Source organism: Cobetia sp. 14N.309.X.WAT.E.A4 (assembly GCF_030397495.1).
GTDB classification, from domain to species: Bacteria; Pseudomonadota; Gammaproteobacteria; order Pseudomonadales; family Halomonadaceae; genus Cobetia; species Cobetia marina.
The window spans coordinates 1-23,732 of the sequence record NZ_JAPNXT010000006.1; the positions used below are offsets into that span (position 1 = coordinate 1).

Consider the following 23,732-nt stretch of genomic DNA (forward strand, 5'->3'; position numbering starts at 1 on the left):
AACCGCTGACCTCAACACTGCCAGTGTTGCGCTCTCCCAGCTGAGCTAAGGCCCCACTGCGCGCTCAAGTTGCGCGCCATACTTCGCAGAGTTGACCCTGCATGCCGGTATGCTGGCATCTCGTGACATGGTGGAGCCTAGCGGGATCGAACCGCTGACCTCAACACTGCCAGTGTTGCGCTCTCCCAGCTGAGCTAAGGCCCCGTGCTCACGATGCAGCGAATACTACAGACCACATGACAAGCCGTCAACCCCTTATTTTTGCAGCGATTTCCCGCGTTCACCGTCACGAAGCACGCTGATGAAGGGTGGTCATCTTGCATGCGACGCACGGGATGACAGTGGCATCGACAAGCCCATGGCCAATGGGTACATTGAAAGCCATACTAACTAACACGCCTGATGACATCTTTACTGGAGCCGCCTTGATCAAGGTTCTTGTCGCTGATGACCACCACCTGGTGCGTACCAGCATCGTCCGTACCATTGAGCTAGAGGATGGGCTCAAGGTGATTGCAGAAGCCTCGGATGGCGAAACCGCGATCAAACTCTGCCGTGAGCACAGTCCGGATATCGTGCTGATGGACATTCGCATGCCCGGCGTCGATGGACTTGAAGCCACGCGCAAGATCGTTCGCAGCCTGCCGGAAGTTCGCGTGATCGTCCTGACCGCCTATCTCGAGGAATCCTTCGCCAAACGCCTGCTGGAAGCAGGGGCCTTCGGTTTCATCTCCAAGGGCACGCCCTTCGATGAAATGATTCGCGCCATTCGCCGAGTCGCCGGTGGCGAACGCTACCTGACCCCGGAGATCGCGCAACGCCTGGTGTTCTCGGGCATGGACACCGGATGCAGCAATCCCTTCGAGCAACTCTCGACCCGCGAGATGCAGGTGGCGCTGATGATCGTCAACTGTCATCGCGTCAACGAGATCTCCGACCGCCTTCACCTGAGCCCCAAGACCGTCAATACCTATCGCTATCGCATCTTCGAGAAGCTGGGCGTGACCAGTGACGTCGAGATGACGCATCTGGCCATGCGCCATCAATTGCTCGACGACTATGCTCTCGAGGCTCGGCCGCTGTCGGATTGAGCCACGCAGGCGACAGCGAAGTGATTCGCTGACGGGAAAGCCCACGGCCCGATGACACCATCCCTCAGGGGAGGCATCATCGGGCCGTGGGCTTTTTTCTTATCGTCTTGCTGGCCTTTCCTTCTCTCCACTGACATCTCTCCACGGGCATCGCTCGCCTGGCATCTCTCGATGGGCATGGCGGCGCCCGACATCGCCGGGCATCCCACCCCGCCGCGTCTCCTGCCCCCTTGCTGCGCGGGACACCCGCCCCAATCTGATCTGTTTGCCTGCCGATGCGCATTGCCCCTGAAGACAGCCACGGCACCTGAAGATGGACATGCAGCTCCCTTGATCGGGCCTTCGGCTTGTTTGATAGACTGGCGACATCTCCGAACGAGGAACCCCATGGCCAAGCAGCATCCCGATTCCACGCCACCGGAATCCGCCAACGAGTCCAACGCGAACCGCGAGCGCAGTGACGCCGCTCGGGTGTCCAGTCGTCTGATCACCAGCGATGCCTCCGTCCCGGCGGCCGAGGCGAATGATTTCGATCCGCGCCACTTCCTCAAGCATGTCAGTGATGCGCCCGGCATCTATCGCATGCTGGATACCGCCGGCGAGGTGCTCTATGTCGGCAAGGCAAAGCGCTTGAAGGCACGCCTCTCCAGCTATTTCCGCAATACCGGCCTGAATGCCAAGACCCAGGCACTGGTCGGGCGCATCGCGGATGTCCAGGTCACCATCACCCGTAGCGAAACGGAAGCGCTGCTGCTTGAGCAGACCCTGATCAAGGAGCTGCGCCCGCCGTACAACATCCTGCTGCGCGACGACAAGTCCTACCCTTACGTCTTCATCAGCCAGCATCACGACTATCCGGCGCTGGAGTTCAAGCGCGTGCGCCACAAGCGCAACGATGGCCGGTATTTCGGCCCCTATCCCAGCAGCGTGGCAGTGCGGGAATCGCTGACGTTGATGCAGAAGATCTTCCGGCTGCGCAATTGCGAGGATTCGGTATTCGCGCATCGTGAGCGTCCGTGCCTGCAATATCAGATCAACCGCTGCACTGCGCCGTGCGTCGATTACATCAGCAAGCAGGATTATCGTCGCGACATGGAACACGCGGTGATGTGCCTGAACGGCCAGAGCGATCAGGTCACCGATGAGCTGAGTCGGGCGATGGAAGATGCGGCCATGCGCCTGGAATTCGAGGAGGCGGCACGCCTGCGCGATCAGGTCGCCCAGCTGCGTCGGATGCAGGAGAAGCAATATGTCGATACCGGCACCGGCAATGCCGACATTCTGGCACTCGCCGAGCGCCCGGGTGGACTGTGCATCAGCGTGCTGTCAGTCCGCCAGGGGCGCATGCTCGGAGCGCGTCATTTCTCGCCGGGCAACGGACTGGACCTCACCAGCAGCGAGCTGTTGACCGGCTTCGTCAGTCAGTACTACCTGGGTCAGGATCGCGAGATGCCCGATGAGGTGCTCACCTCACTGGCACTCGAGGATGCGCCGCTGGTGGAAGGTGCACTGAGCGAGAAAGCCGGTCGCCGCGTTCGCGTGGCACACCAGGTACGTGGCCATCGCGCCCAGTGGCTCACGCTGGCACAGACCAACGCCGAGCAGTATCTGGCCACTCAGCTGGCCAGCCGCCAGCAGCTCTCCAATCGCTTTCTGTCATTGCGCGATGCTCTGGGACTCGCGGAAGTGCCCAAGCGCCTGGAGTGCTTCGACATCTCCCACAGCCACGGCGAGGCGACCGTGGCCAGCTGCGTGGTGTTCGATCACGAGGGCCCCATCAAGTCGGATTATCGACGCTTCAACATCGAGGGGGTGACGGCCGGTGATGACTACGCCGCCATGCAGCAGGCGCTGACGCGACGTTTCAAGCGTCTGCAGGAGGGAGAAGGCAAGCGCCCTGACATCCTGCTGGTCGATGGCGGCAAGGGTCAGCTCAACATGGCGCGTGAGGTCTTCGTGTCGCTCGGCGTGACCGACATCATCCTGCTCGGGGTCGCCAAGGGCACCACGCGCAAGGCCGGCCTGGAGACGCTGTTCATCGAGACGGTGCATGACACCCTGGATCTCGACAGCCATTCACCGGCGCTCCACTTGATCCAGCATATCCGTGATGAATCGCACCGCTTCGCGATTGCCGGCCACCGCGCCAAGCGTGACAAGGCGCGCCGCACCTCGAGTCTCGAGGGCATCGCGGGGGTCGGGCCCAAGCGCCGCCGGGAACTGCTCAAGTTCTTCGGGGGACTCCAGGGGGTCAAGCAGGCCTCCAAGCCGGAACTGGCGCGGGTGCCCGGCATCAGCGAATCCCTTGCCGAGGTGATCCATCAGGCACTGCACGGCTGACCGATCATGCAGCAGGGGATACATCGACACCCCACGCCGACCTCTGTCACCCTCAGCCTGCCGCACAGGCAGGGGTAACGGAAGTCGGCTTGAATATCCTGCGGTTTGGCATGGCTGAATACCTCACCGGCAGGCTAGAATAGACGACTTGTGCGGCGCTAGCGGAGCGATCTGCCCTTTCGGGGCGTCGCCCTTGATTTCGCCCAGCCACCCGACGCTTCATGCAAGGACTCGTGCCGTCACGATGAGCATTCCCAATATCCTGACTCTGATCCGCATCCTGTTCATTCCGCTGCTGGTGGTGTGCTTCTATCTGCCATATGACTGGAGCCTGCCCGTCACCGCCCTGCTGTTCGCCCTGGCGGCAGTGACCGACTGGTTCGATGGCTATCTCGCGCGACGCTGGAATCAGACGACGCCCTTCGGCGCCTTCCTGGACCCGGTGGCTGACAAGCTGATGGTCGCCGTGGCATTGGGACTGTTGATCGAACGCTACGACAGCCTGTGGATGACGATTCCCAGCTTGATCATCATCGGTCGCGAGATCGTCATCTCCGCACTGCGCGAATGGATGGCCGAGATCGGCAAGCGCGGCAGCGTGGCAGTCTCGTGGGTCGGCAAGCTGAAGACCGCTGCCCAGATGCTCGCCCTGTTCATGCTGCTGTACTTCTCCCCAGGCAGTCTCGGGGGCGATGCTGGCCTCGGCCTGCTGTATATCTCCGCTGCCTTGACGTTATGGTCGATGATCAGTTACCTGCGTGCGGCATGGCCGGAACTGATACGTTCCGTCTGACACGCGGCACATGTTCAGCACGACAAATGCTCAGCACGACGAATGTTCAGTACGACGCGGGCCCAGCAAGTTGCCCGACTGGCAGAGGCCAGTTCTCGAGACGCCCACCCGCCCTTTCGGCAGGTGGGCGTCGTCGTTTCCGACCACCAGGTCTGCGAGACATTTTTTCATTAACTGTTTGACAGCATGGGAATTATCCGTATAATTCGACCTCGAGTTCAGCGGGAATAGCTCAGTGGTAGAGCACAACCTTGCCAAGGTTGGGGTCGCGAGTTCGAATCTCGTTTCCCGCTCCAATGAAACAGGTGGCCTTGACGGCACTTCGACATTGACTCAATTCTCTTGCGCAACGCGCAGAGAAACCTCGGATCAGACATCAGTTTCGACTGACATCTCGATCATTGAGGCTGGATGGCAGAGTGGTCATGCAGCGGACTGCAACTCCGTGTACGCCGGTTCGATTCCGACTCCAGCCTCCATTTCAGAACGCCTGACATCCCCTGTCCTGCACTGAAATGGACAAGACACCTTCCCTCCTGGTCGTCTTGCTTTTCTACTTTATCCATCTCGTTTCATCTGTTGAATCACTGACACTCCCTGTCGGTCTTCTCTGATTTTCGCCTTCAGTACCTGCATCATTTCCCGCTGGTCTTTTCATTCCTCATCCTTGCCTGAACCCCTGTCGCACACGTCTTGTGCAGAGGATTCATTGCGCCTGTCCGCCGGATACCCGAACGCGCGTCATGTGCACCACTGCCCTCAGTGATGAGGCAAAGGGATTGCAGAACAATCAGTTAACCCTCGTATGTCACGCATTAAAGTTGACCTTGTTCTGAAATATGCTAAGTTATGCGCCAGTCTGCGCGGCCATGGTGGAATCGGTAGACACCGGAGACTTAAAATCTCCTGCCTTCGGGCGTGCCGGTTCGAGTCCGGCTGGCCGTACCATCGCTTCAGGCAGCACCACGCCAAGCAGGACAGACTCAAGCAGCATTCAAGAGCGTCGCCATGTCATGTTCATCATGTCCGGGCGGCGCTTTTTCATGCCTGTCGTCCAGAAACCTCGCCAGATGCCACCCCCTGCTGAGCTGCCATTACCTGCTCGATACTCACCGCCAGGTGCCCTGTGCGATTGAATTGGCTTCTCTGCTCCCCAAAGTCTATTTCCTCTGAGCCCACGTGAGTGTGCATTATCTCATTGCCGCCCCACCTCATTGCCGCCTCATGAAATGGCCGAAGGAACTCCCCATGTCCGACGATTCGTCCCACCGCCCTGCCGCCCAGTTCATCGCTTCCCGTGATGTGGCACAGGAAATCTGTCGAGAAGCCTGCGAACACATCCATACCCTGTCAGCCCCCCGCATTCTGGTACTGGCCATTCTGGGCGGCGCCTTCATCACCATGGGGGCGCTGTTTTCCATCCTGCTGTCGACCGGGGTCGAGACACATGGCTTGCAGCTGCTGCTTCAGGGGGTCGGGTTCTCGGTTGGCTTCTTCCTCGTCATCCTGACCGGTGCCGCCCTCTTTACCGAGGCCAATGTCATCCTGCCGGTCAGTGCGCTCAACTGCTCCCGCAGTGACATGCTGCGGCGCGGCCTGAAGTTCTGGGTACTGGCCTGGATAGGCAATCTGCTCGGCACGATGCTGACAGGCTGGGTGATCTCGGTGGCACAGGTCTACTCCCCCCAGCACTATCAGCTGCTGGCCGAACTGGTGGCGAAGAAGATGCACTATCAGCAGACAGGAGGTCCCGAAGGCTGGTTCTCGCTGGTGCTGTCGGGAATGCTGGGCAACTGGATGGTCGGGATGGCGGCATTTCTCGCCGTGATGGGCAGGACCATCATCGACAAGTTCGTGCCCATCGTGCTGGCCGTCAGTCTGTTCGTGGCAGGCAACTTCCAGCACAGCCCGGCCAACATGGCCTATTTCTCGATGATCATGCCGACGGGAGAAGGCCCCGGCTGGTGGGACGCCATGCGCTGGAACATCCTGCCGGCAGGCATCGGCAACCTGCTGGGCGGCAGCCTGCTGGTCGCGCTGCCATTGTGGTACGGACTGCGTCCGAAACGGTGTAAGTGACAGGCCGGGGTACGCCGTCATGACGCCCTCCCCGTGATGCTGGCGCGCAGATGCGCCTGCTGCGATGGCTACATGCGACTACACTGAAATGTGTCACATCGCTGTCAGAGTGGCTGTGTGACCCACTCCCCCACCACGCTCACGTGCAGGAGCCCAACATGCTGACATTGCTCAAGAGTCCCGCTGATCACGTCGTCGCCCTGCGGCTGGAAGGCAGCATCGATCAGGCGTCGCTCGCTCCCGTGATCCGCGAATGTGATGAGCGCCTCGCGCGCCATGAGCGCATCTCGTTGCTGGTGGAAATCGAGCGCTTCGGGCTGATCACGCCGGCCGCGCTGCTCAACGATATCGGCTACGCCCTGCGTCATCTTGGCGACTTCGAACGCGAGGCCATCATCAGCAAGGCCGAGTGGTTGCGTCACGTCACCGAATTCAGCAAGCATCTGGTGCGCTCCATCGAAGTCCGCCACTTCTCGCCTGCCGAGCGAGAAGCCGCCTATGCCTGGGTGGCCGAGTCGCCCCGTGGCAGCACTCCGAGCACCGATCCGCACGCCTCGGCAGAAGCCCGCCATCAGCACGACGAGGCCTGACAGCCTCCAGTCCGCACCTTGCTCCCTCGCCCTACGGCTTTCAGGGCAAGGTGCGGGTCAGCACCAGTCCCGCCAGCAGCATCACTCCCATCGCCATGGCCCACAGCGTCATCGCGCGCTCCACGGCGGGACGCTCAGGCACACGCAGCAGCTGGTACACGGTGATCAACGGCAGCATGTAGCGCGTCTCGATCAATTCCCGCGTGCAGATCATCAGCGCGAGCATCACCAGCAGCAGCCCACCATGCCCCAGTCTCAACGGTGCTCTCAGCCACCAGAAGGCCACGCTGGTCGACATCAGCAGGGTGATCCAGCGCGCGACCGGGTGCTCGTTCCACCACATCAGCCAGACATTACGAATCGTCCAGCGCTGGAAGTTGTAGTCATGGGTCAGCTCGAAGCTCATTGCCAGCACCAGCCACAGGCCGACCGCCAGCAGCAGCAACGGCATTCCTCGCCGCCACCCCTCCCGCGAACATGCACGCTTCATCCCCTGCCATTGACGCGGCAGGTCCGAAAGCCACAGCGGCAGGAACACCATGCCGATCACCGCCAGGTAATAGCCGAGATTGCCGGTGTGCCAACCGGCCTGATGGCGCGTGGTATCTCCCATGGCGATGCCGCCATTCCAGAGAAGGAAGCCGAGAAAGGCGACCACCGGTAGCCCGAGCACCCACCACCAGTTGATGAACAGTGCCCACCAGGTGGAGAGCCGAGAGAGCGGCGCGCGCAAGGGAGTCGCCAGTCCTGCCATCCGCGCCTCGCTCACGGCCTTGTGATGGGTCAGACACAGCAGCAGGCCGCCCCACAACCCCAGCAGCACGATGCTGTCCTGACGCAACCCCAATCCCGCCATGATCAATACCAGCAACAGCAGACGCTGTTCTCGCACCAGTGCGACGAGCTGCAACGCGACCAGCGCGATGATCCAGGGGTCGGTATACACCAGCGCCAGATAGGGAAAGATGATCGGCAGCCACAGCCACTGCCAGCACTGACGGCTGGCCTGGTGACGAGCGTCGTGCGCCTCCAGCGAAGGAGCGAGACGCCGGTAGCCCTGCGGCAATGCCCGCCAGAGGAGGAACGCCATGACGCTGAAGCCCACCAGCGAAAGACCGCGCACCCAGTCCACCGACGGCATCTGTGGCCAGCGTCCCGTCATGGTGGCTGTCGCCAGCGGCAGATTCAGCCAGTCCCCGAGCGTCTGGAGCGTCATCAGTACCAGCGCCATGCTGGCGTGATAGAGCGTCAGCGTGGTCAGCTTGGGATGCTGATGCCAGTCGCCCTCCAGAAACTGGCGGATCTGCGCGAAATGGACTCCCTCATCGACGAAGGGAATCGGCAGATGGTGGCTCACCAGCCACAGGGAAAGCCCCAGACATGACATCAGCACCATCAGCACCAGAGCGGTCCGCCACCGCGGGTGTCGTCTGACGGGCGCGCATCCTGCGTGATGATCCTGTGACGCCATGTCCACCTCTCCTTGTGCGACCCTCCCCGTCACCTGACGAGGCAGTCTTCGTCCTGCAGTGCCCTCATGCCTCTGACACAGGACGCCCTGCGCCCTGCACCAGTATCGGCAGGCCGGCGCACTTTTTTCCAGTCTGTCGCAGCACTTTGCCCCACAAAGCCTCGCGGCAGTACAATGCCCCCAGTCTGCTTCGCTGATACGCCCGCCGTTGGCGTGCCGAAGTCCTGCCTGTTCTTGCTTCGCGATTGCGAAGCGTACCGATCAAAGCGACAAGTCGAGGGATCGCTGAGCCCATGCGTGCCAGTCAACTGCTGATTTCCACTCTCAAGGAAACCCCGTCCGATGCTGAAGTCATAAGCCACCAGCTGATGCTGCGTGCCGGCTTCATTCGTCGCCTGACCTCCGGGCTCTACACCTGGATGCCGCTGGGTCTGCGCACCATGCGCAAGGTCGAGCGCATCGTCCGTGAAGAGATGGACCGCGCCGGCGGCCAGGAAGTGCTGATGCCCGCCGTGCAACCTGCCGAGCTCTGGCAGGAATCCGGTCGCTGGGAACAGTACGGCCCGGAGCTGCTGCGTGTCGTTGATCGTCATCAGCGCGACTACTGCGTCGGCCCGACCCACGAGGAAGTCATCACTGACCTCGCGCGTCGCGAGCTGAACAGCTACAAGCAGCTGCCGGCCAACTTCTATCAGATCCAGACCAAGTTCCGTGACGAGATTCGTCCGCGCTTCGGTGTGATGCGCTCCCGTGAGTTCATCATGAAGGATGCCTATTCCTTCCACCTGAGCGAAGACTCGCTCAAGGACACCTATCAGGTGATGTACGACACCTACGTGCGCATCTTCACGCGCCTGGGTCTCGACTTCCGCCCGGTCATTGCCGACAACGGCTCCATCGGTGGTACCGGCTCCCACGAATTCCACGTGCTGGCCGATTCCGGAGAAGACGCCATCGCCTTCTCTACCGGCTCCGACTTCGCTGCCAACATCGAGAAGTGCGAGGCTCTGCCCGCACCGCTGGGCGAGACGCCGCAACGCGCTGCACCGACTCAGGACATGCAGCTGGTCGATACGCCGAATGCCAAGACCATCGCCGCCCTCGTCGAGCAGCATGGCCTGGCCATCGAGAAGACCGTCAAGACGCTGATCGTCAAGGCGGCCGAAGGTGTCGAGGGAGGGCTGGTCGCGCTGATGGTACGCGGTGATCACGAGCTCAACGAGATCAAGGCCGAACACCTGCCACAGGTCGCCGAGCCGCTGACCATGGCCAGCGATGAGGAAGTGCGTGCCGCCGTCGGCGCCGGCTTCGGCTCGCTGGGCCCGGTGGGACTCGAGATGCCGATCATCATCGATCGCAGCGTCGCTCTGATGAGCGACTTCGGTGCCGGTGCCAACATCGAAGGCAAGCACCACTTCGGCCTCAACTGGGAGCGCGACCTGCCGCTGCCGGAAGTCGCCGATATCCGCAATGTCGTCGCGGGTGACCCGTCACCGGACGGTCACGGCGTGATCGACATCGCGCGCGGTATCGAGGTGGGTCATATCTTCCAGCTGGGCACCAAGTACTCCGATGCCATGAACGCCACCGTGCTCGACGAGAACGGCAAGGCCAAGCCGCTGTGGATGGGCTGCTACGGCATCGGCGTGACCCGCGTGGTGGCCGCGGCCATCGAACAGGGCAACGACAAGGGCGGCATCGTGCTGCCGGAAGCCATCGCGCCCTTCCAGATCGCCATCGTGCCGATGAATGCCCACAAGTCCGTGCGCGTCAGCGAGACCTCCGAGCGTGTCTATCAGGCGCTGACCGCCGCAGGCTACGATGTCCTGCTGGATGATCGTGACCTGCGTCCAGGCAACAAGTTCGCCGATGGCGAACTGCTGGGCATTCCGCATCGTCTGGTGATCGGTGATCGCGGTCTCGACAACGGCGAGTATGAGTACAAGGGCCGCACGGACGCGGACGCGACCATGGTCCCCGTCGACAACCTGATGGACTTCCTGGCCGAGCGCAGCGGCAAGTAAGCCTCAGGCGCCGCCCAGGGTGCTTCCTTGACGCGAAGCACGACAGCCCGCCTCCCTCTCGGGGGGCGGGCTGTCGTCGTTTCAGGCGGCTGATTGACTGGGTCATTAACGTCAACGCCGCGAACACGGCATAATGCCGGCATGACCGATACGCAGGGACTGCGCATGACCACACCACGCCCCGAAGGCGCTCGTACTCCACACCAACAACGCCTGCTCCGCCACCTGGCGGGAGCAGCCTGTCTCGTGGTGGGCAGCATGGTAGCCATGCTGCAGAGCGCGCCCCTCCATGCTGCGGCCGCCATCCCCGAGCACGGCCTCTCTCCGGCACTGCGTGAAAGCCTGAGAGAAGCGCTGGCAGAGCCTGAAGCCTTCGACGACCCCATCGATGCCCTGCACTGGGTGCTGAGCATGCAGCAGCGTCTGGAGCGCTACATGCCCGATCGCGCCGCCCGGATCGACCTGCTGCGCAAGATCCGCCGCGAAGCCACCCGCACGGGGCTGGCACCGGAGCTGATTCTGGCCGTGATCCAGGTGGAAAGCGCCTTCAAGCCGACGGCGGTATCCCATGCCGGCGCACGAGGGCTGATGCAGGTGATGCCATTCTGGAAGCGCGAGATCGGCGAGCCGGGCGACAACCTGCTCGACCAGGACACCAGCCTGCGCTACGGCGCCACCATCCTCGCCCACTACCTCAAGCGTGAGAAGGGCGACATCACCGATGCACTGGCCCGCTACAATGGCAGCCTCGGCAAGACCTGGTACCCGGAACGGGTGATGCGCGCCTGGACCACCCGCTGGTGGTATCAGGCTCCCGCTCCCTTCGTCGCCGAGCGCCTGCCGGACAGTGAAATGCCCGGAGAGAACATGCCCGAGCCTCCTGATACGGCCCACGACGAGCGCAGGATGGCACCACAGGACGCCTTGGCGACGGAGGCCATCCTGAGCGCCAACACCACCGGCAACCCGCTATCAGACGAAGAGGCGCTGGATGCGCCTGCCAGTCGCTCTCTGGCCGCCGGTGGCAGCCCCTGAGCCACGCCATGTCGCAGCCGTGATCCGAAGGCGGTGTCATCGCTGTCCGGACATGAAAACGCCTCGCTCGGTCACCCGAGCGAGGCGTTTTCGTCTGGCGTATCACGAGAACGGCGGTCGATCAGACCAGCGTCGGGCCCGCCGCGATGATCGCCTCATCCACTCCGGCGAACTTCTTGAAGTTCTCGACGAACTTGGCGGACAGGTCACGCGCCTTGCTGTCATAGGCAGCGCGGTCTTCCCAGGTCTCGCGCGGGTCGAGCAGACTGGAATCGACGCCCGGCACACGCACCGGCACATCCAGGTTGAGCACGTCGATGTGACGCGTCTCGATATCGGCGAGTGCGCCGTTCTGGATCGCGCTGATGATGCTGCGGGTGGTCGGGATGGAGAAGCGTGAGCCGCCCTCTCCGTAGGCACCACCGGTCCAGCCGGTGTTGACCAGATAGACGCGCGAGCCGAACGCCTCGATGCGCTTGATCAGCAGATCCGCGTACTCACGCGCCGGGCGCGGGAAGAACGGCGCGCCGAAGCAGGTGGAGAAGGTCGCCTCGAGACCGGCGGTGGAGCCCATCTCGGTGGAGCCGACCTTGGCGGTGTAGCCGGACAGGAAGTGATAGGCGGCCGCCTGCTTGCTGAGCACGGACACCGGAGGCAGCACACCGGACATGTCGCAGGTCAGGAAGACGATGGCATTCGGCTCACCGGCACGATTTTCCGGAACGCGCTTCTCGATGTGCTCCAGCGGGTAGGCCGCACGCGAGTTCTGGCTGAGAGTGTCGTCGCCGTAATCCGCACCGCGACGGTCGTCCAGCACCACGTTTTCCAGCACGGCGCCGAACTTGATGGCATTCCAGATGACCGGCTCGTTCTTCTCGGAGAGGTCGATGCACTTGGCGTAGCAGCCCCCTTCGATGTTGAAGACGGTGCCTTCGCCCCAGCCGTGCTCGTCATCGCCGATCAGATGGCGCGCCGGATCGGCGGACAGAGTGGTCTTGCCGGTGCCGGAAAGACCGAAGAACAGCGTGGTCTCGCCGTCATCACCGACATTGGCGGAGCAATGCATCGGCAGCACGTCCTTTTCCGGCAGCAGGAAGTTCTGCACCGAGAACATGGCCTTCTTCATCTCGCCGGCATAGCGCATGCCAGCCAGCAGAACGCGACGACGTGCGAAGTTGATCAGCACCACGCCATCGGAGTTGGTGCCATCGCGCTCGGGCTCACACACGAAGTGCGGCGCGTTGAGGATGGTCCACTCGCTCTTGTCCTTGGCATTGAAGCTGTCCGGACGCACGAACATGGTACGCGCGAACAGGTTGTGCCATGCCGTTTCCGTGGTGACACGAATCGGCAGGTAATGCTCGAGATCGGCGCCGACGTGCAGTTCGGACACGAAGCTTGTCTGCGCACCGAGGTAGTCCTCGACCCGGTCCCACAGCGCGTCGAAACGCTCAGGGCTGAACGGGCGGTTGACGCTTCCCCAGTCAATGGCGTCCGAGGTGGACGGCTCATCGACGATGAAGCGGTCGTTCGGGGAGCGACCACTGCGAGCCCCCGTCTCCACGACCAGCGCGCCGTTGTCGGCCAGACGTCCTTCGCCGCGAGCCACTGCCAGCTCGATCAGCTCTGCGCTGCTGAGATTGGTGTGAGTGGTCACCGCACTGTCTTGATGCTTGCTCATTCGCGTCTCCGCGGCTCAGGGCCGCCCTCTCTCTTGATGGCTCTTGCCAGATGCCGGCGGTACATGCCGCAGGCTTATTTTGGGGTATCGAACGATGCTGCCGGAATCGACCATGGCCTACAGGCCATGTTGCCGCAACGGAGCGTCCAGCCCCGTACTGGCAAGGCATTATGGCAAAAAGGGACTCGGGCGGAAACGCTGATTGCTGCAACGCCCGACAGCGCATTGACTGACACTCGAGACGTGAAATGTCCGACAATTTCACCTCGCTCGCTGCCCACCCCTGCCGCTGGCCTCATGATGGGCGTCCCTCCTGCACTCCTGCCCATCGTCGACAGCACCTGCCCATCGACAGCTGCTGCGCATCGACAGCCTACGCTCGAGACTTCGGCCAACACTGCCCGAGCTGACGCAAGGCAGGCCAACAGGCCGCGCTGGCGCCAGCGCGATTGCTGGACTCAGTGGACGATCGGGCTGCCTGCGGCCGGGTCTTCGATGATGGCTTCGACTTCCGCGGCATTGAAGGAATACCGGGTATGGCAGAAGTGGCATTGCGTGGCCAGCTCACCATGCTCGGCGACGATCTGGCGCAACTCGTCCGCGGCGATGCTGTGCAGTGCCGCGCCGAGACGCTCACGAGAACAGGTACAACCGAACCGCAGCGCCTTGGGTTCGAAGATGCGCACGGTCTCTTCGTGATAGAGACGGTGCAGCACGTCCTGCTGATCAAGCACCAGCAGTTCTTCGGCCTTGAGGGTGTCGGCGAGATGGACGACTCGCTCCCAGGCATCGGGGTCCTTGTTGGCATCGTCGTCAGGCAGCTGCTGGAGCATCACGCCACCGGCACGCTGTGCATCGGCCATCAACCACAGACGCGTCGGCAGCTGCTCGGACTGACTGAAGTAGCTTTCCAGGCAGCCGGCGAGGCTGTCCTGATCGATCGCCACGATCCCCTGGTAACGCTTGCCGTCACGCGGGTCCAGCGTGATAACGATCTGCCCCTGCCCCACCAGAGCCTGGAGCGTGGCTTCATCGGTCGGCAGCACGTCCTCGTCACTGAGACGGGCAATGGCACGCAGCTCACCGCCGGGATTGGACTCGGCCATCAGCTGACGCACGATCCCCGTGCCACGCACTTCCAGTGTCATGGTGCCATCCAGCTTGATGGTCTCGGTCAGCAGCGCCACCGCTGCCAGCATCTCGCCCAGCTGGCGCGAGATGGCCTGGGGATAGGCATGACGATCAAGGACTTCGGCATAGGCCTTGTCCAGGGTGACGATCTCGCCGCGCACATTGGTGGCGTCGAACAGGAATCGCTGGATCTGATCGAAATTCGGCGCCGTCTCTTCGTGGGCGTCGCCGGCTTGCTTGTCAGGGTCTTGCATGTCGTGATCACTCATTGGGGGCTCCTCGAACCGGGCCAGCGCTGCCACCAGCTCGTGGACCACGAGCGACGGACCGCGATGTACCTCGGCGACGACGCAGGCCTGCCTCGGCTTCGGCACCGAAGGCCGGGCCGTGCGTCATGAATTGGGTAAGTATCAACGTGACGTCCACAGGCTTTCCCCCTGCAAGGGTGGCGAGAGCCTGTGTCGTCAGCTTTCGGAATCCTGGCGCTGGAAGCGGTGGATGCTGCGCCGCTGCTTCTTGTCGGGACGTCCCACGGGCGGGCTCATGCCCTGATTGCCAAGGCGACGCACCTCGGCCTCCCGTTCGCGGCGCGCACGCGACTCCTGCGTCTCCTGATAGAGTGCCTGCGCCTGGGGCGCGCCACGGCGCTGGTCGCTGAGTGCCAGCACTTCGACCACCAGCCGATCCCAACCTTGCGGCACTTCGATCAAGGCGCCGACCTCGACGGTCTTGGACGTCTTCACCTTGCTGCCGTTGTACTGGATCTTGCCACCTTCAATGGCTTTCTTGGCCATGCCGCGCGTCTTGAAGAATCGCGCCGCCCACAGCCACTTGTCGATGCGTACCTGGTCACTCATCAAGACTCCTTGCGCTCCTCGTGTTCCAGATGAAGGCCGCCACCCGCCGTCAGCACGGCAAAGCCGTCCAGTCCGTGCACGTGCTCGAAGTCACGCGCTTTGCGCTTCGAGTCTGGCTGACGCACGCCCAGCAGATGCGCGATACCGTAGGTGCGCGCACTCTCCAGCACCTGGGGATTGTCATCGATGAACAGGGTACGTGCCGGCTCGAAGGGCTCGATCTCGTTGAGCCGATGCCAGAAGGCCTGCTCCTCCTTGGCGTGTCCGAGATCCGCCGAGGAGACGACGGCATCGAAGTAATCGCCCATGCCGGTCAGACCGAACTTGAGCTCGATCCCGTGACGGTCCGCGTTGGTCGCCAGTACCACGCGCTGCGGTTGATCCCGTAGCCAGGCGAGAAAGTCCTCTGCCTCGTGGCGATACCCGATCAGATGCTGCACCTCACGCTTGAGCGCGACGACATCCAGCTTCAGCTCGCGGCTCCAGTAATCGAGGCTGTACCAGTTGAGCGTGCCGGATTCGCTGATGATGCGCGCCTTGAGGTCCGCCTGCAGCGCGCTATCGAGACGATGCAGCTCACAGTAGCGGCGTGGCAGGTGCTCCAGCCAGAAGTGGCTGTCGAAATGCAGGTCCAGCAAGGTGCCATCCATGTCGAGCAGCACGGTGTCGATCGTGGTCCAGTCAATCATCGGTAGTCTGTCAGCCGGCGGGGAATTTGGGGTTGTATAGTGTAAAGCATGGTCCTGCGCTGCGCATGTGCCCACATGGGACATCAGCGATGCCGGCAAGCTCACGACAATTGCCCTGCCCGGCACAGCCTGCCACGATGGGCGCGACAGCTCGATGCTCGGGCATGACAGCCTGCCCGGCGCCCGCTTCTTGATCTCTGCCTTGAGGACTTCCGATGGATGATGCGCCACGCCCCGATCACTCGACCATCGGGCACTACGCCGATGGAGACGCGCTGACACCCCCCCGTATCGACTCGCGACGCGAGGTGGCTCGCTCGCGGCTGTTTACCGTCGAGGCACTGGAACTGACCTTCTCGAATGGCGCGACGCGCAGCTTCGAACGTCTCAAGAGTGGTGGCCATGGTGCGGTGATGATCGTCGCCATGCCAGACCCGGATCACGTACTGCTGATCCGTGAATATGCCGCCGGGCCGGAGCAGTACGTGCTGACCCTGCCCAAGGGGCTGATCGACCCCGGCGAAGACCCGGTGACCGCCGCCAACCGTGAACTGATGGAGGAGTGCGGTTTCGGCGCTCACGACATCGAGCCGCTGGCCGAACTGAGCCTGGCGCCCAACTACATGGATCACCGCATGAACGTCATGCTGGCGCGTGACCTGTACGAGAAGCGTCTGCCGGGGGATGAGCCGGAACCTCTGGTCGTCGAGCGCCATCGCCTCGACGAGCTGCCGGCATTGCTGGCACGCGAGGACTTCCACGAGGCGCGGGCCATCGCCGCCCTCTTCATGGCCAGGGAACGCCTGCTGGCCGGCGAGGAGCTCCATAGCCCCGACTGGTGGTAAGGCGTCGGGCGTGCCCTGGCCCTACCCTCTCGCGCTGTTCTTCAGACAACGACAAGCCCCCGCCAATGGCGGGGGCTTGTCGTTTCACCCGTGATGTCAGTGGACGGATCGTGCTGGCGACCTGCCCGGACACACCACGAGATCATGCCGTACCCGAGTCAACCTCGGGATCAGAAGACGTTCACTCGGTCTTCATGCTGCCATCGGCAGTGTTGGCCGAGCCGGACTCCGGGCTCACACCCATGTGGTCCTCGCCTTCGTCCATCACCTTGCCGTGCTTGGCGGATTCAGACTGTGCGGTCCCGCCTTCCACCATCATGGAATCCTTCTTGGTGTTGGCAGAACCACTTTCGGTATTGCGTTCGGCATCGTCTTGCACCATGCCACCTTCATGGCCAGCGGCTGTGCCACCCTCTACCTTGGTGGAGTGAGCACCGGTATTGGCGGAACCGGTATTGCTGGATTCGTGGTGATCGGCATAGGCAGCGGCGGTCGGCAGTGCAAAGGCAGTTGCGATGAGTGCAGCAGTCAGCTTGTTCATGATCCATCCTCCAGTAGCGGTCTGATGCAAAAGGCGAGCAGATGATTCACTCGACCGTTGCCGTTGAGCCGCGGCATGCATCGGGATCGAAGTGATCCTCTGTCATCCGGGCCAGGCAAGACGACGGGCGAGCGATTCACCTGCGTCTTGCGGATAAGGGTTGCCAAGACATCCTGTCGTGACATCGTCAGCGCTCGTGATCACTCGAAAACCGTCACTAGAGTTGTACCGTGAAAGCGTGACGAGCTGGCGAGTGATGACATTGATCTGATTGAGCGTGTTCCATCACACAGCGTCTGATGCCTAAAGATATGGAACTACTTGGGCTGAGTTTCAAGCACAGGAAGGAAAGAAAAATGATCTGCCAGAGAATTACTTGTACAAGAGTGAATTGTCGCGTCGCGTTTAATTAGCGCCCACCCCGCTCCAGGACAGCACGGCAGCAGGCTCCAGCCCGACGATGCAGCCATCCAGTGCGATCGGATGCCCAGGATTCGCTTGCAGTATTTTACTCAACGAAACATTTTGTAACTCTGTTTGAGAAGCAAGGACACTTCCTCGCGGCCACTCGCAGTGCACAGCACCATCCTCTCTACGGGCACCGCCACCGACATGCTGACCACGACAGGAGAATCACATGCCAGATGTGCTGATAGGGGGCCGCGCGGGACAAGGTTCGGCAGGCCACATCGCGCTGGACGCAGCATTGGCCAATCGCCATGGGCTGGTGGCGGGCGCGACGGGCACCGGCAAGACCGTCACCCTGCAGGTACTGGCCGAGGAATTCTCGCGCATGGGGGTGCCGGTGTTCACTGCCGACATCAAGGGCGATCTTTCCGGCATCGCTGCCGCCGGCACTCCCCATCCTCGCATCGATGAGCGCTTGAACAGCCTGGGGATCGATGATTGGCAGCCGCACGCCGCCCCCGTCAGACTATGGGACCTCCATGGCAAGAGCGGCCACGCGGTTCGCGCAAGCGTGGCATCGATGGGGCCCGAGCTGATGGCTAGTCTGCTGGAGCTCAACGAGACCCAAGGCGGCCTGATGCATCTGGCCTTCGATCACGCCGAGCGTGAGGGTCTGGAGCTGGTCGACCTCAAGGACCTGATCAGCCTGCTGAAGCACATCGAGCGCGAGCGTGACAGCTTCGAGGCGCGTTACGGCAGCGTCAGTCCGCAGAGCCTGGGGGCGATGCTGCGTCGGGTCCACGTCCTGGCCACGCAGGGCGGCGAACGCTTCTTTGCCGAACCGGCACTGGATATCCACGACATGCTGGCGACGCGCGGGCATGCAGAGCAGGCCCGTGGCTATATCAATCTGCTCGACGGTCGCGAGCTGATGCAGAGCCCTCGTCTCTACACCACCTTCCTGCTGTGGTTCCTGTCCACCCTGTTCCGCGAGCTTCCCGAGCGCGGGGATGCCGACCGGCCAGTACTGGTGTTCTTCTTCGATGAAGCGCACCTGCTGTTCGATTCAGCCCCCAAGGCACTGCTGACGCGCCTGGAGCAGACGGTCCGCCTGATTCGCTCCAAGGGCGTCGGTGTCTATTTCGTGACCCAGTCACCCGCCGACATCCCCGATGAGGTGCTCGGTCAGCTGGGCAATCGCATCCAGCATGCGCTGCGCGCCTTCACACCGCGTGACCAGAAGGCCGTCAAGACGGCCGCCGACACCTTCCGCCCCAATCCGGAACTCGATACGGCGCAGGTGATCACGGAACTGGGCGTAGGCGAAGCTCTGGTCTCGGTACTCGATGCCAACGGCACACCGACGCAGGTGGAACGCACGCTGATCGCCCCGCCGCGAGGACGCATCGGTCCATTGAGCGACGCGGAGCGTGCCACGCTGCTGGCCGATTCCTCCCTGGCCGGGCGCTACGACGAGCGCGTGGATCGTGAGTCCGCCCATGAGCGACTGGAGGCGCGACTTGCCGCCCAGGCGCAAGCCTCACATGCCACGAATCCCCGTGAGCCTGACAAGACCAGGCCCGGGGAGGCAGACCGCGACCCAAGCCAGCGTCCATCGGAAAACGTTGATTCTGAAGAAGCCCGGTCTGAAGGGGCGCAAGCCACCCGGCCGCCCGCTGCCGCCAGGCCCTCTCGGGACACCGGAGGTGGCCGCAAGCGCCAGGGCGTCATGGAAACCTTGCTGAAATCGGTGATGCGCGCGCTGGGGTCGCAGCTGGGACGCTCCCTGATTCGCAGCCTCCTTCGCTCATTCACACGTCGTTGACGCGCTGACCGGGCAAGACAATGACCGCCTCGCCCTTCCAGCTGCCACGAAGGGCTGCCCACGCTTCGGCATGGGTAGGCATACATGGTCAATGTCCTGCAGGTTTGCCTGTCTTTGACTGACATCAAGGCATCACACGATCTTCACTCGCGTCTTCCCGGAACCAGCCATACTGGAGAGTGCTGCTTACCGGCAGCACACCCATACACTCAATGGCTCGCCAACACTCTCGGGGAGGCTTCACGATGTGCATGAACGAAGAAGTGATCGATCACTGGCTTGACAGCAGCTGGTTCAGTATCGAACTGGCACTGGAAGACCTGGAAGCTCAGCAGCAGCCGGCACTACCGCTGGCCGAGGCGGCCTGACTCCCGCCCACGACTCGTGAGCAGTACCAGCAGACCGCCATCAACGTCCTTGCGAAGACACGCCAACCCATGGCGAAGGCAAGGAGCCCTCATTTCGGAGCCCCTCATCGAGACCCTCGCTGAGGGGCTCTGCCCTTGTCAGCCTGTAAAGACTGCCCGCTGCGTTTGCGAAAGGTTGAGACAATCGATTTCCTCGCCTGTCACGTCTCACGGCAAGTCGTATATTGAGGTGTGGTATGGAAAGCCCTCCCTCTCCTGCAGCATGTCAGATAAGGATATCGCATGATGCCAAGCTCATTCTCTGCCGTGCCCTTGCCTTCGGGCAACGCCGGACACCCCCATGATTCCCTGCTGCCAGAGCACCTGCAGGCACTGCTGGCGCTCAGCCTGACACCTGAGCCCTCCCACGAACGCCACGTGGAAGCCCATCTGGATGCCGGTTGCCGTCTGCTTGGCATGACCACCGCCATCCTCGGACATGCAGAATCCAGTCGCTATGAGATCATGGCGGCGGTCAATCCCCCTGCTGGGCGAGAAGTCGGAGGCGAATGCCCACTGGAAGAGACCTGGTGTTCCAGCGTCATCGCGCAGGCTGCCTGCGTGGCTCATCGCCACATCAGCGCTGAAGAAGACACTCGCGCTCACGCTGCCTATTCCTGCATGCCCTTTGAAAGCTATGTGGCAGCGCCACTCTGGTCTGAAGGTCGCCTGACCGGCACGCTGTGCTTCGGCGATGAAACACCGCGCCAACAGGACTTCACCGCCAGTGAGCGAGCCCTGGTGGAGACGCTTGCCACGGCACTGGGCCAGCTGCTGGATGTCCAGCGCGCGAAAGAGCGCACACGCAGTGAGCTCGACAACCTGCGTCTCGCCTACCAGAAAATGGAAGGACTGTTCTCCCATTGCAGCCTGCCCATGGCCCTGATGGACTTTCATGGCCACTGGACCCGCATGAATCCGGCCTTTTCCCGACTGCTGGGCATGGAGCCAAAGGAACTGACATGCAGTGCCCTGGAAGACATCTCGCACCCACAGGACATGCTGTCGTGCCGCGAGGCATTGAGCGCCATGCGGACGGGCGACATCAGCGAATATCGGCAGCCACACCGTTATCTCGGGCGTCATGGCCAGATGATCGACGTGATGCTGGAGCTGAAGGTGATCGACAGTCGCGCCGGGATCATTCTCTCCCAGCATGAAGACATCAGCGAGCGCCGTGCTCATGAAGCGAGCCTGACCAAGCTGCGCCACCAACTGGAAACTCGCTCGCCTGCCGCTGGCCGACTCCCCGGCTCGACACTCGACAAGCTGATGCCGTTCGAATTGATCGAGCAACAGCTGGACAACGAGATCGCGCGCAGTGCACGCCATGGCCAGCCATTGTGCATCCTGATCCTCAGCGTGGATGACCTTGAGGATTACACGCGCGAATATGGCCACGTGGCGGGAGAACGCCCTCTGCAGCAGGTGGCATCCATCCTGCGCAACGCCAGCCGCAAGAGCGATCTCCTTTGCATGCGTGAGGACAACTCCTTGATGGCGATCCTCACCAGTACCGATGCCAGCGGCGCGATCATCCTTGCCGAACGCGTCCGCCATGCCGCCGCCGAACTGTCAGGGCTGGATCGGCCGATCACCTGCAGTGTCGGCCTGACCGGCTATCATCCGGCCCCCGATACCATGAGACTGGCCAATCGACTCGAGTTGATGGACCGTGCCCAGCAGGCGCTCAAGAAAGCCCAGCGCCAGGGATGCAACCGGGTACGGTTTCTCGACCCAGACCCGGTCATGCCGCTTGACGCCGGTACGCTGACCAACCTGCCGCCAAAGCCTGCCGGTACTGACTGACTCAGGGCCCGAGGCGGCTGAAATGCACGGCAACCACTTCGAATGCCAGACATGCAAACGGCCACCCCTCGGGGTGGCCGTTTGCATGTCATTGGCGTCCTGCCTGGTGAATCAGTGCTGCCGGTCTTCAACAGGCACTGACCGCCAGCACCTTCACGGCGGCACTGGCGGACGGGATCAATCCAGCTTGCTCAGATCACGCACGGCGCCCTTGTCAGCCGAGGTCGCCAGCAAGGCATAGGCCTTGAGCGCGGCGGAGACACGACGATTGCGCTGGATGCTCGGCTTCCAGGCATCCTTGCCGCGCGCATCCATCGCTTCACGACGCGCATGTAGCTCGCTATCGCTCAGCTGGACATTGATGGTGCGATTGGGGATGTCGATCAGGATGGTGTCACCGTGCTCGACCAGGCCGATGGCGCCACCCGCCGCCGCTTCCGGAGACGCATGGCCGATGGACAGGCCAGAGGTACCGCCGGAGAAACGACCGTCGGTGAGCAGCGCGCACGCCTTGCCAAGTCCCTTGGACTTGAGATAGGACGTCGGGTAGAGCATTTCCTGCATGCCCGGACCGCCCTTCGGCCCTTCGTAGCGGATGATCACGACATCGCCTTCCTTGACCTTGTCGGCCAGGATGTCTTCCACCGCCTGATCCTGAGATTCGCAGACATAGGCACGGCCTTCGAAGACGAGGATGGAATCATCGACGCCTGCCGTCTTCACCACGCAACCATCCAGCGCGATGTTGCCGTAGAGCACAGCCAGGCCGCCCTGGGTGGAGAAGCAGTGATCGTAATCGCGGATGCAGCCCTGGGCGCGGTCACCATCCAGGCTCGGCCAGCGCGCGCTCTGGGAGAAGGCGGTCTGGGTCGGGATCCCCCCCGGACCTGCACGATAGAACTCGATCACCTCATCGGTGGGCGAGCGCATGATGTCCCACTCTTCCAGCGCCGCAGACAACGAGTCGCCATAGACGGTCGGCACCGAGGTATCCAGCACGCCGGCGCGGTCCAGCTCGCCCAGAATCCCCATGATGCCACCGGCACGATGAACATCCTCGATGTGATACTTCTGGGTGTTCGGCGCCACCTTGCACATCTGCGGCACGCTGTGGGACAGCTTGTCGATGTCGGACATGGTGAAGTCGACACCGGCCTCCTGAGCGGCGGCCAGCAGGTGCAGGATGGTGTTGGTCGAGCCCCCCATGGCGATATCCAGCGTCATCGCGTTGGCAAACGCCGCCCGTGAACCGATGGCACGCGGCAACAGGTGCTCTTCGTTGCCTTCGTAGTAACGGCGTGCCAGCTCGACGATACGATGCCCGGCGTTCTCGAACAGGCGACGACGATCGGAGTGAGTCGCCAGCACCGTACCGTTGCCCGGCAACGCCAGACCCAGCGCTTCCATCAGGCAGTTCATGGAGTTGGCCGTGAACATGCCCGAGCAGCTGCCACAGGTCGGGCAGGCGCTGCGCTCGATCTCGGCGACCGTCTCGTCGTCGACGCTGTCATCGGCCGCGATGACCATCGCATCGACCAGGTCGAGACCGTGGTCCAGCAGCTTGGTCTTGCCGGCTTCCATCGGGCCGCCGGAGACGAAGATGACCGGGATGTTGAGGCGCATGGCGGCCATCAGCATCCCGGGGGTGATCTTGTCGCAGTTGGAGATGCACACCAGCGCATCCGCACAGTGGGCATTGACCATGTATTCGACGCTGTCGGCGATCAGGTCACGCGACGGCAGCGAATACAGCATGCCGTCGTGCCCCATCGCGATGCCATCGTCCACCGCGATGGTGTTGAATTCCTTGGCGACACCGCCGGCCTTCTCGATTTCGCGCGCTACCAGCTGTCCCATGTCCTTGAGGTGGACGTGGCCGGGCACGAACTGGGTGAAGGAGTTGGCAACGGCGATGATCGGCTTCTGGAAGTCACCATCTTTCATGCCGGTGGCGCGCCACAGGGCGCGGGCGCCGGCCATGTTACGACCTGCGGTGGTCGTACGGGAGCGATACTCTGGCATGGTGTCCTCGTCAATGATGCTTGGCCACTCTCCTGCGCAGAATGATCGACGGAGAACATCCCCTAGCGCGGGGCTTGTCCGGGTGATCCTTCGC

The 23,732-nt window shown here is 62.4% G+C and carries 17 protein-coding genes and 4 tRNA genes; 13 read left to right on the forward strand and 8 right to left on the reverse strand.

Annotated features, from left to right (window positions below; genetic code table 11):
* Nucleotides 1-128: 128 nt before the first annotated feature.
* Nucleotides 129-204, reverse strand: a tRNA-Ala gene (locus OW493_RS09580).
* A 221-nt stretch (nucleotides 205-425) separates the two neighbouring features.
* Between OW493_RS09580 and uvrY the strand changes: the two genes are divergently transcribed.
* The 8 genes from uvrY (at nucleotide 426) to OW493_RS09620 (ending at nucleotide 6,893) form a co-directional block, all read left to right on the forward strand.
* The gene (uvrY, locus tag OW493_RS09585) at nucleotides 426-1,091 is read left to right on the forward strand and encodes a UvrY/SirA/GacA family response regulator transcription factor (RefSeq protein ID WP_077374938.1); all 666 of its coding nucleotides are present in this window, start codon (nucleotides 426-428) and stop codon (nucleotides 1,089-1,091) included.
* 387 nt (nucleotides 1,092-1,478) lie between these two features.
* Nucleotides 1,479-3,431 (forward strand): excinuclease ABC subunit UvrC, encoded by a 1,953-nt coding sequence (gene uvrC / locus OW493_RS09590; protein ID WP_289863985.1) that lies wholly within the window; start codon nucleotides 1,479-1,481, stop codon nucleotides 3,429-3,431.
* Between the two features lie 244 nt (nucleotides 3,432-3,675).
* On the forward strand, nucleotides 3,676-4,224 hold the full coding sequence (gene pgsA, locus OW493_RS09595) for a CDP-diacylglycerol--glycerol-3-phosphate 3-phosphatidyltransferase (RefSeq protein ID WP_077374945.1): 549 nt from the start codon (nucleotides 3,676-3,678) through the stop codon (nucleotides 4,222-4,224).
* A 221-nt stretch (nucleotides 4,225-4,445) separates the two neighbouring features.
* Nucleotides 4,446-4,520 (forward strand) — tRNA-Gly (locus tag OW493_RS09600).
* A 109-nt stretch (nucleotides 4,521-4,629) separates the two neighbouring features.
* Nucleotides 4,630-4,703 (forward strand) — tRNA-Cys (locus OW493_RS09605).
* A gap of 384 nt (nucleotides 4,704-5,087) precedes the next feature.
* A tRNA-Leu gene (locus OW493_RS09610) sits at nucleotides 5,088-5,172 on the forward strand.
* Between the two features lie 300 nt (nucleotides 5,173-5,472).
* Nucleotides 5,473-6,303: a formate/nitrite transporter family protein gene (locus tag OW493_RS09615; protein ID WP_289863986.1), complete on the forward strand. Its 831-nt coding sequence runs from the start codon at nucleotides 5,473-5,475 to the stop codon at nucleotides 6,301-6,303.
* Between the two features lie 158 nt (nucleotides 6,304-6,461).
* The gene (locus OW493_RS09620) at nucleotides 6,462-6,893 is read left to right on the forward strand and encodes an STAS/SEC14 domain-containing protein (protein ID WP_167592971.1); all 432 of its coding nucleotides are present in this window, start codon (nucleotides 6,462-6,464) and stop codon (nucleotides 6,891-6,893) included.
* Between the two features lie 40 nt (nucleotides 6,894-6,933).
* Here OW493_RS09620 and OW493_RS09625 read toward each other — a convergent pair whose 3' ends face one another.
* Nucleotides 6,934-8,364 carry a hypothetical protein gene (locus OW493_RS09625; protein ID WP_289863987.1) on the reverse strand — a complete coding sequence of 477 codons (1,431 nt, stop codon included), beginning with the start codon at nucleotides 8,362-8,364 and terminating at the stop codon, nucleotides 6,934-6,936.
* A gap of 293 nt (nucleotides 8,365-8,657) precedes the next feature.
* Between OW493_RS09625 and OW493_RS09630 the strand changes: the two genes are divergently transcribed.
* Both OW493_RS09630 and OW493_RS17220 read left to right on the forward strand, forming a co-directional pair.
* Nucleotides 8,658-10,388 carry a proline--tRNA ligase gene (locus OW493_RS09630; protein ID WP_077374956.1) on the forward strand — a complete coding sequence of 577 codons (1,731 nt, stop codon included), beginning with the start codon at nucleotides 8,658-8,660 and terminating at the stop codon, nucleotides 10,386-10,388.
* Nucleotides 10,389-10,553: 165 nt separating this feature from the next.
* On the forward strand, nucleotides 10,554-11,423 hold the full coding sequence (locus tag OW493_RS17220) for a lytic transglycosylase domain-containing protein (RefSeq protein WP_354670151.1): 870 nt from the start codon (nucleotides 10,554-10,556) through the stop codon (nucleotides 11,421-11,423).
* Between the two features lie 121 nt (nucleotides 11,424-11,544).
* Here the strand turns inward: OW493_RS17220 and OW493_RS09640 are convergent, their stop codons facing one another.
* The 4 genes from OW493_RS09640 to OW493_RS09655 form a co-directional block, all read right to left on the reverse strand.
* Nucleotides 11,545-13,104: a phosphoenolpyruvate carboxykinase gene (locus OW493_RS09640; RefSeq protein WP_077374959.1), complete on the reverse strand. Its 1,560-nt coding sequence runs from the start codon at nucleotides 13,102-13,104 to the stop codon at nucleotides 11,545-11,547.
* Between the two features lie 458 nt (nucleotides 13,105-13,562).
* Nucleotides 13,563-14,489 carry an Hsp33 family molecular chaperone HslO gene (gene hslO, locus OW493_RS09645; RefSeq protein ID WP_176493583.1) on the reverse strand — a complete coding sequence of 309 codons (927 nt, stop codon included), beginning with the start codon at nucleotides 14,487-14,489 and terminating at the stop codon, nucleotides 13,563-13,565.
* A 210-nt stretch (nucleotides 14,490-14,699) separates the two neighbouring features.
* Nucleotides 14,700-15,092 (reverse strand): S4 domain-containing protein, encoded by a 393-nt coding sequence (locus OW493_RS09650; RefSeq protein ID WP_077374962.1) that lies wholly within the window; start codon nucleotides 15,090-15,092, stop codon nucleotides 14,700-14,702.
* On the reverse strand, nucleotides 15,092-15,781 hold the full coding sequence (locus OW493_RS09655; RefSeq protein ID WP_289863988.1) for an HAD-IA family hydrolase: 690 nt from the start codon (nucleotides 15,779-15,781) through the stop codon (nucleotides 15,092-15,094). Before OW493_RS09655 ends, OW493_RS09650 begins: the two co-directional genes overlap by 1 nt.
* Nucleotides 15,782-15,996: 215 nt before the next feature.
* Here OW493_RS09655 and nudE point away from each other — a divergent pair, with 215 nt between their 5' ends.
* Entirely contained in the window at nucleotides 15,997-16,626 is a 630-nt protein-coding gene (gene nudE, locus OW493_RS09660; protein ID WP_077374968.1) for an ADP compounds hydrolase NudE, read from the forward strand.
* Nucleotides 16,627-16,807: 181 nt separating this feature from the next.
* Here nudE and OW493_RS09665 read toward each other — a convergent pair whose 3' ends face one another.
* Entirely contained in the window at nucleotides 16,808-17,167 is a 360-nt protein-coding gene (locus OW493_RS09665) for a hypothetical protein (RefSeq protein WP_065392586.1), read from the reverse strand.
* A gap of 637 nt (nucleotides 17,168-17,804) precedes the next feature.
* On the opposite strand from OW493_RS09665, the gene OW493_RS09670 reads away from it, so the two are divergent.
* Nucleotides 17,805-19,400: a helicase HerA-like domain-containing protein gene (locus OW493_RS09670; protein ID WP_289863989.1), complete on the forward strand. Its 1,596-nt coding sequence runs from the start codon at nucleotides 17,805-17,807 to the stop codon at nucleotides 19,398-19,400.
* Nucleotides 19,401-20,050: 650 nt separating this feature from the next.
* A complete protein-coding gene (locus OW493_RS09675; protein WP_289863990.1) occupies nucleotides 20,051-21,616 on the forward strand; it encodes a diguanylate cyclase in 1,566 nt (521 codons plus the stop codon).
* A 177-nt stretch (nucleotides 21,617-21,793) separates the two neighbouring features.
* On the opposite strand, the gene ilvD is transcribed toward OW493_RS09675, so the two are convergent.
* Nucleotides 21,794-23,638, reverse strand: coding sequence for a dihydroxy-acid dehydratase (gene ilvD / locus OW493_RS09680; protein WP_136938759.1), 1,845 nt, complete (start codon nucleotides 23,636-23,638; stop codon nucleotides 21,794-21,796).
* Nucleotides 23,639-23,732: the final 94 nt, after the last annotated feature.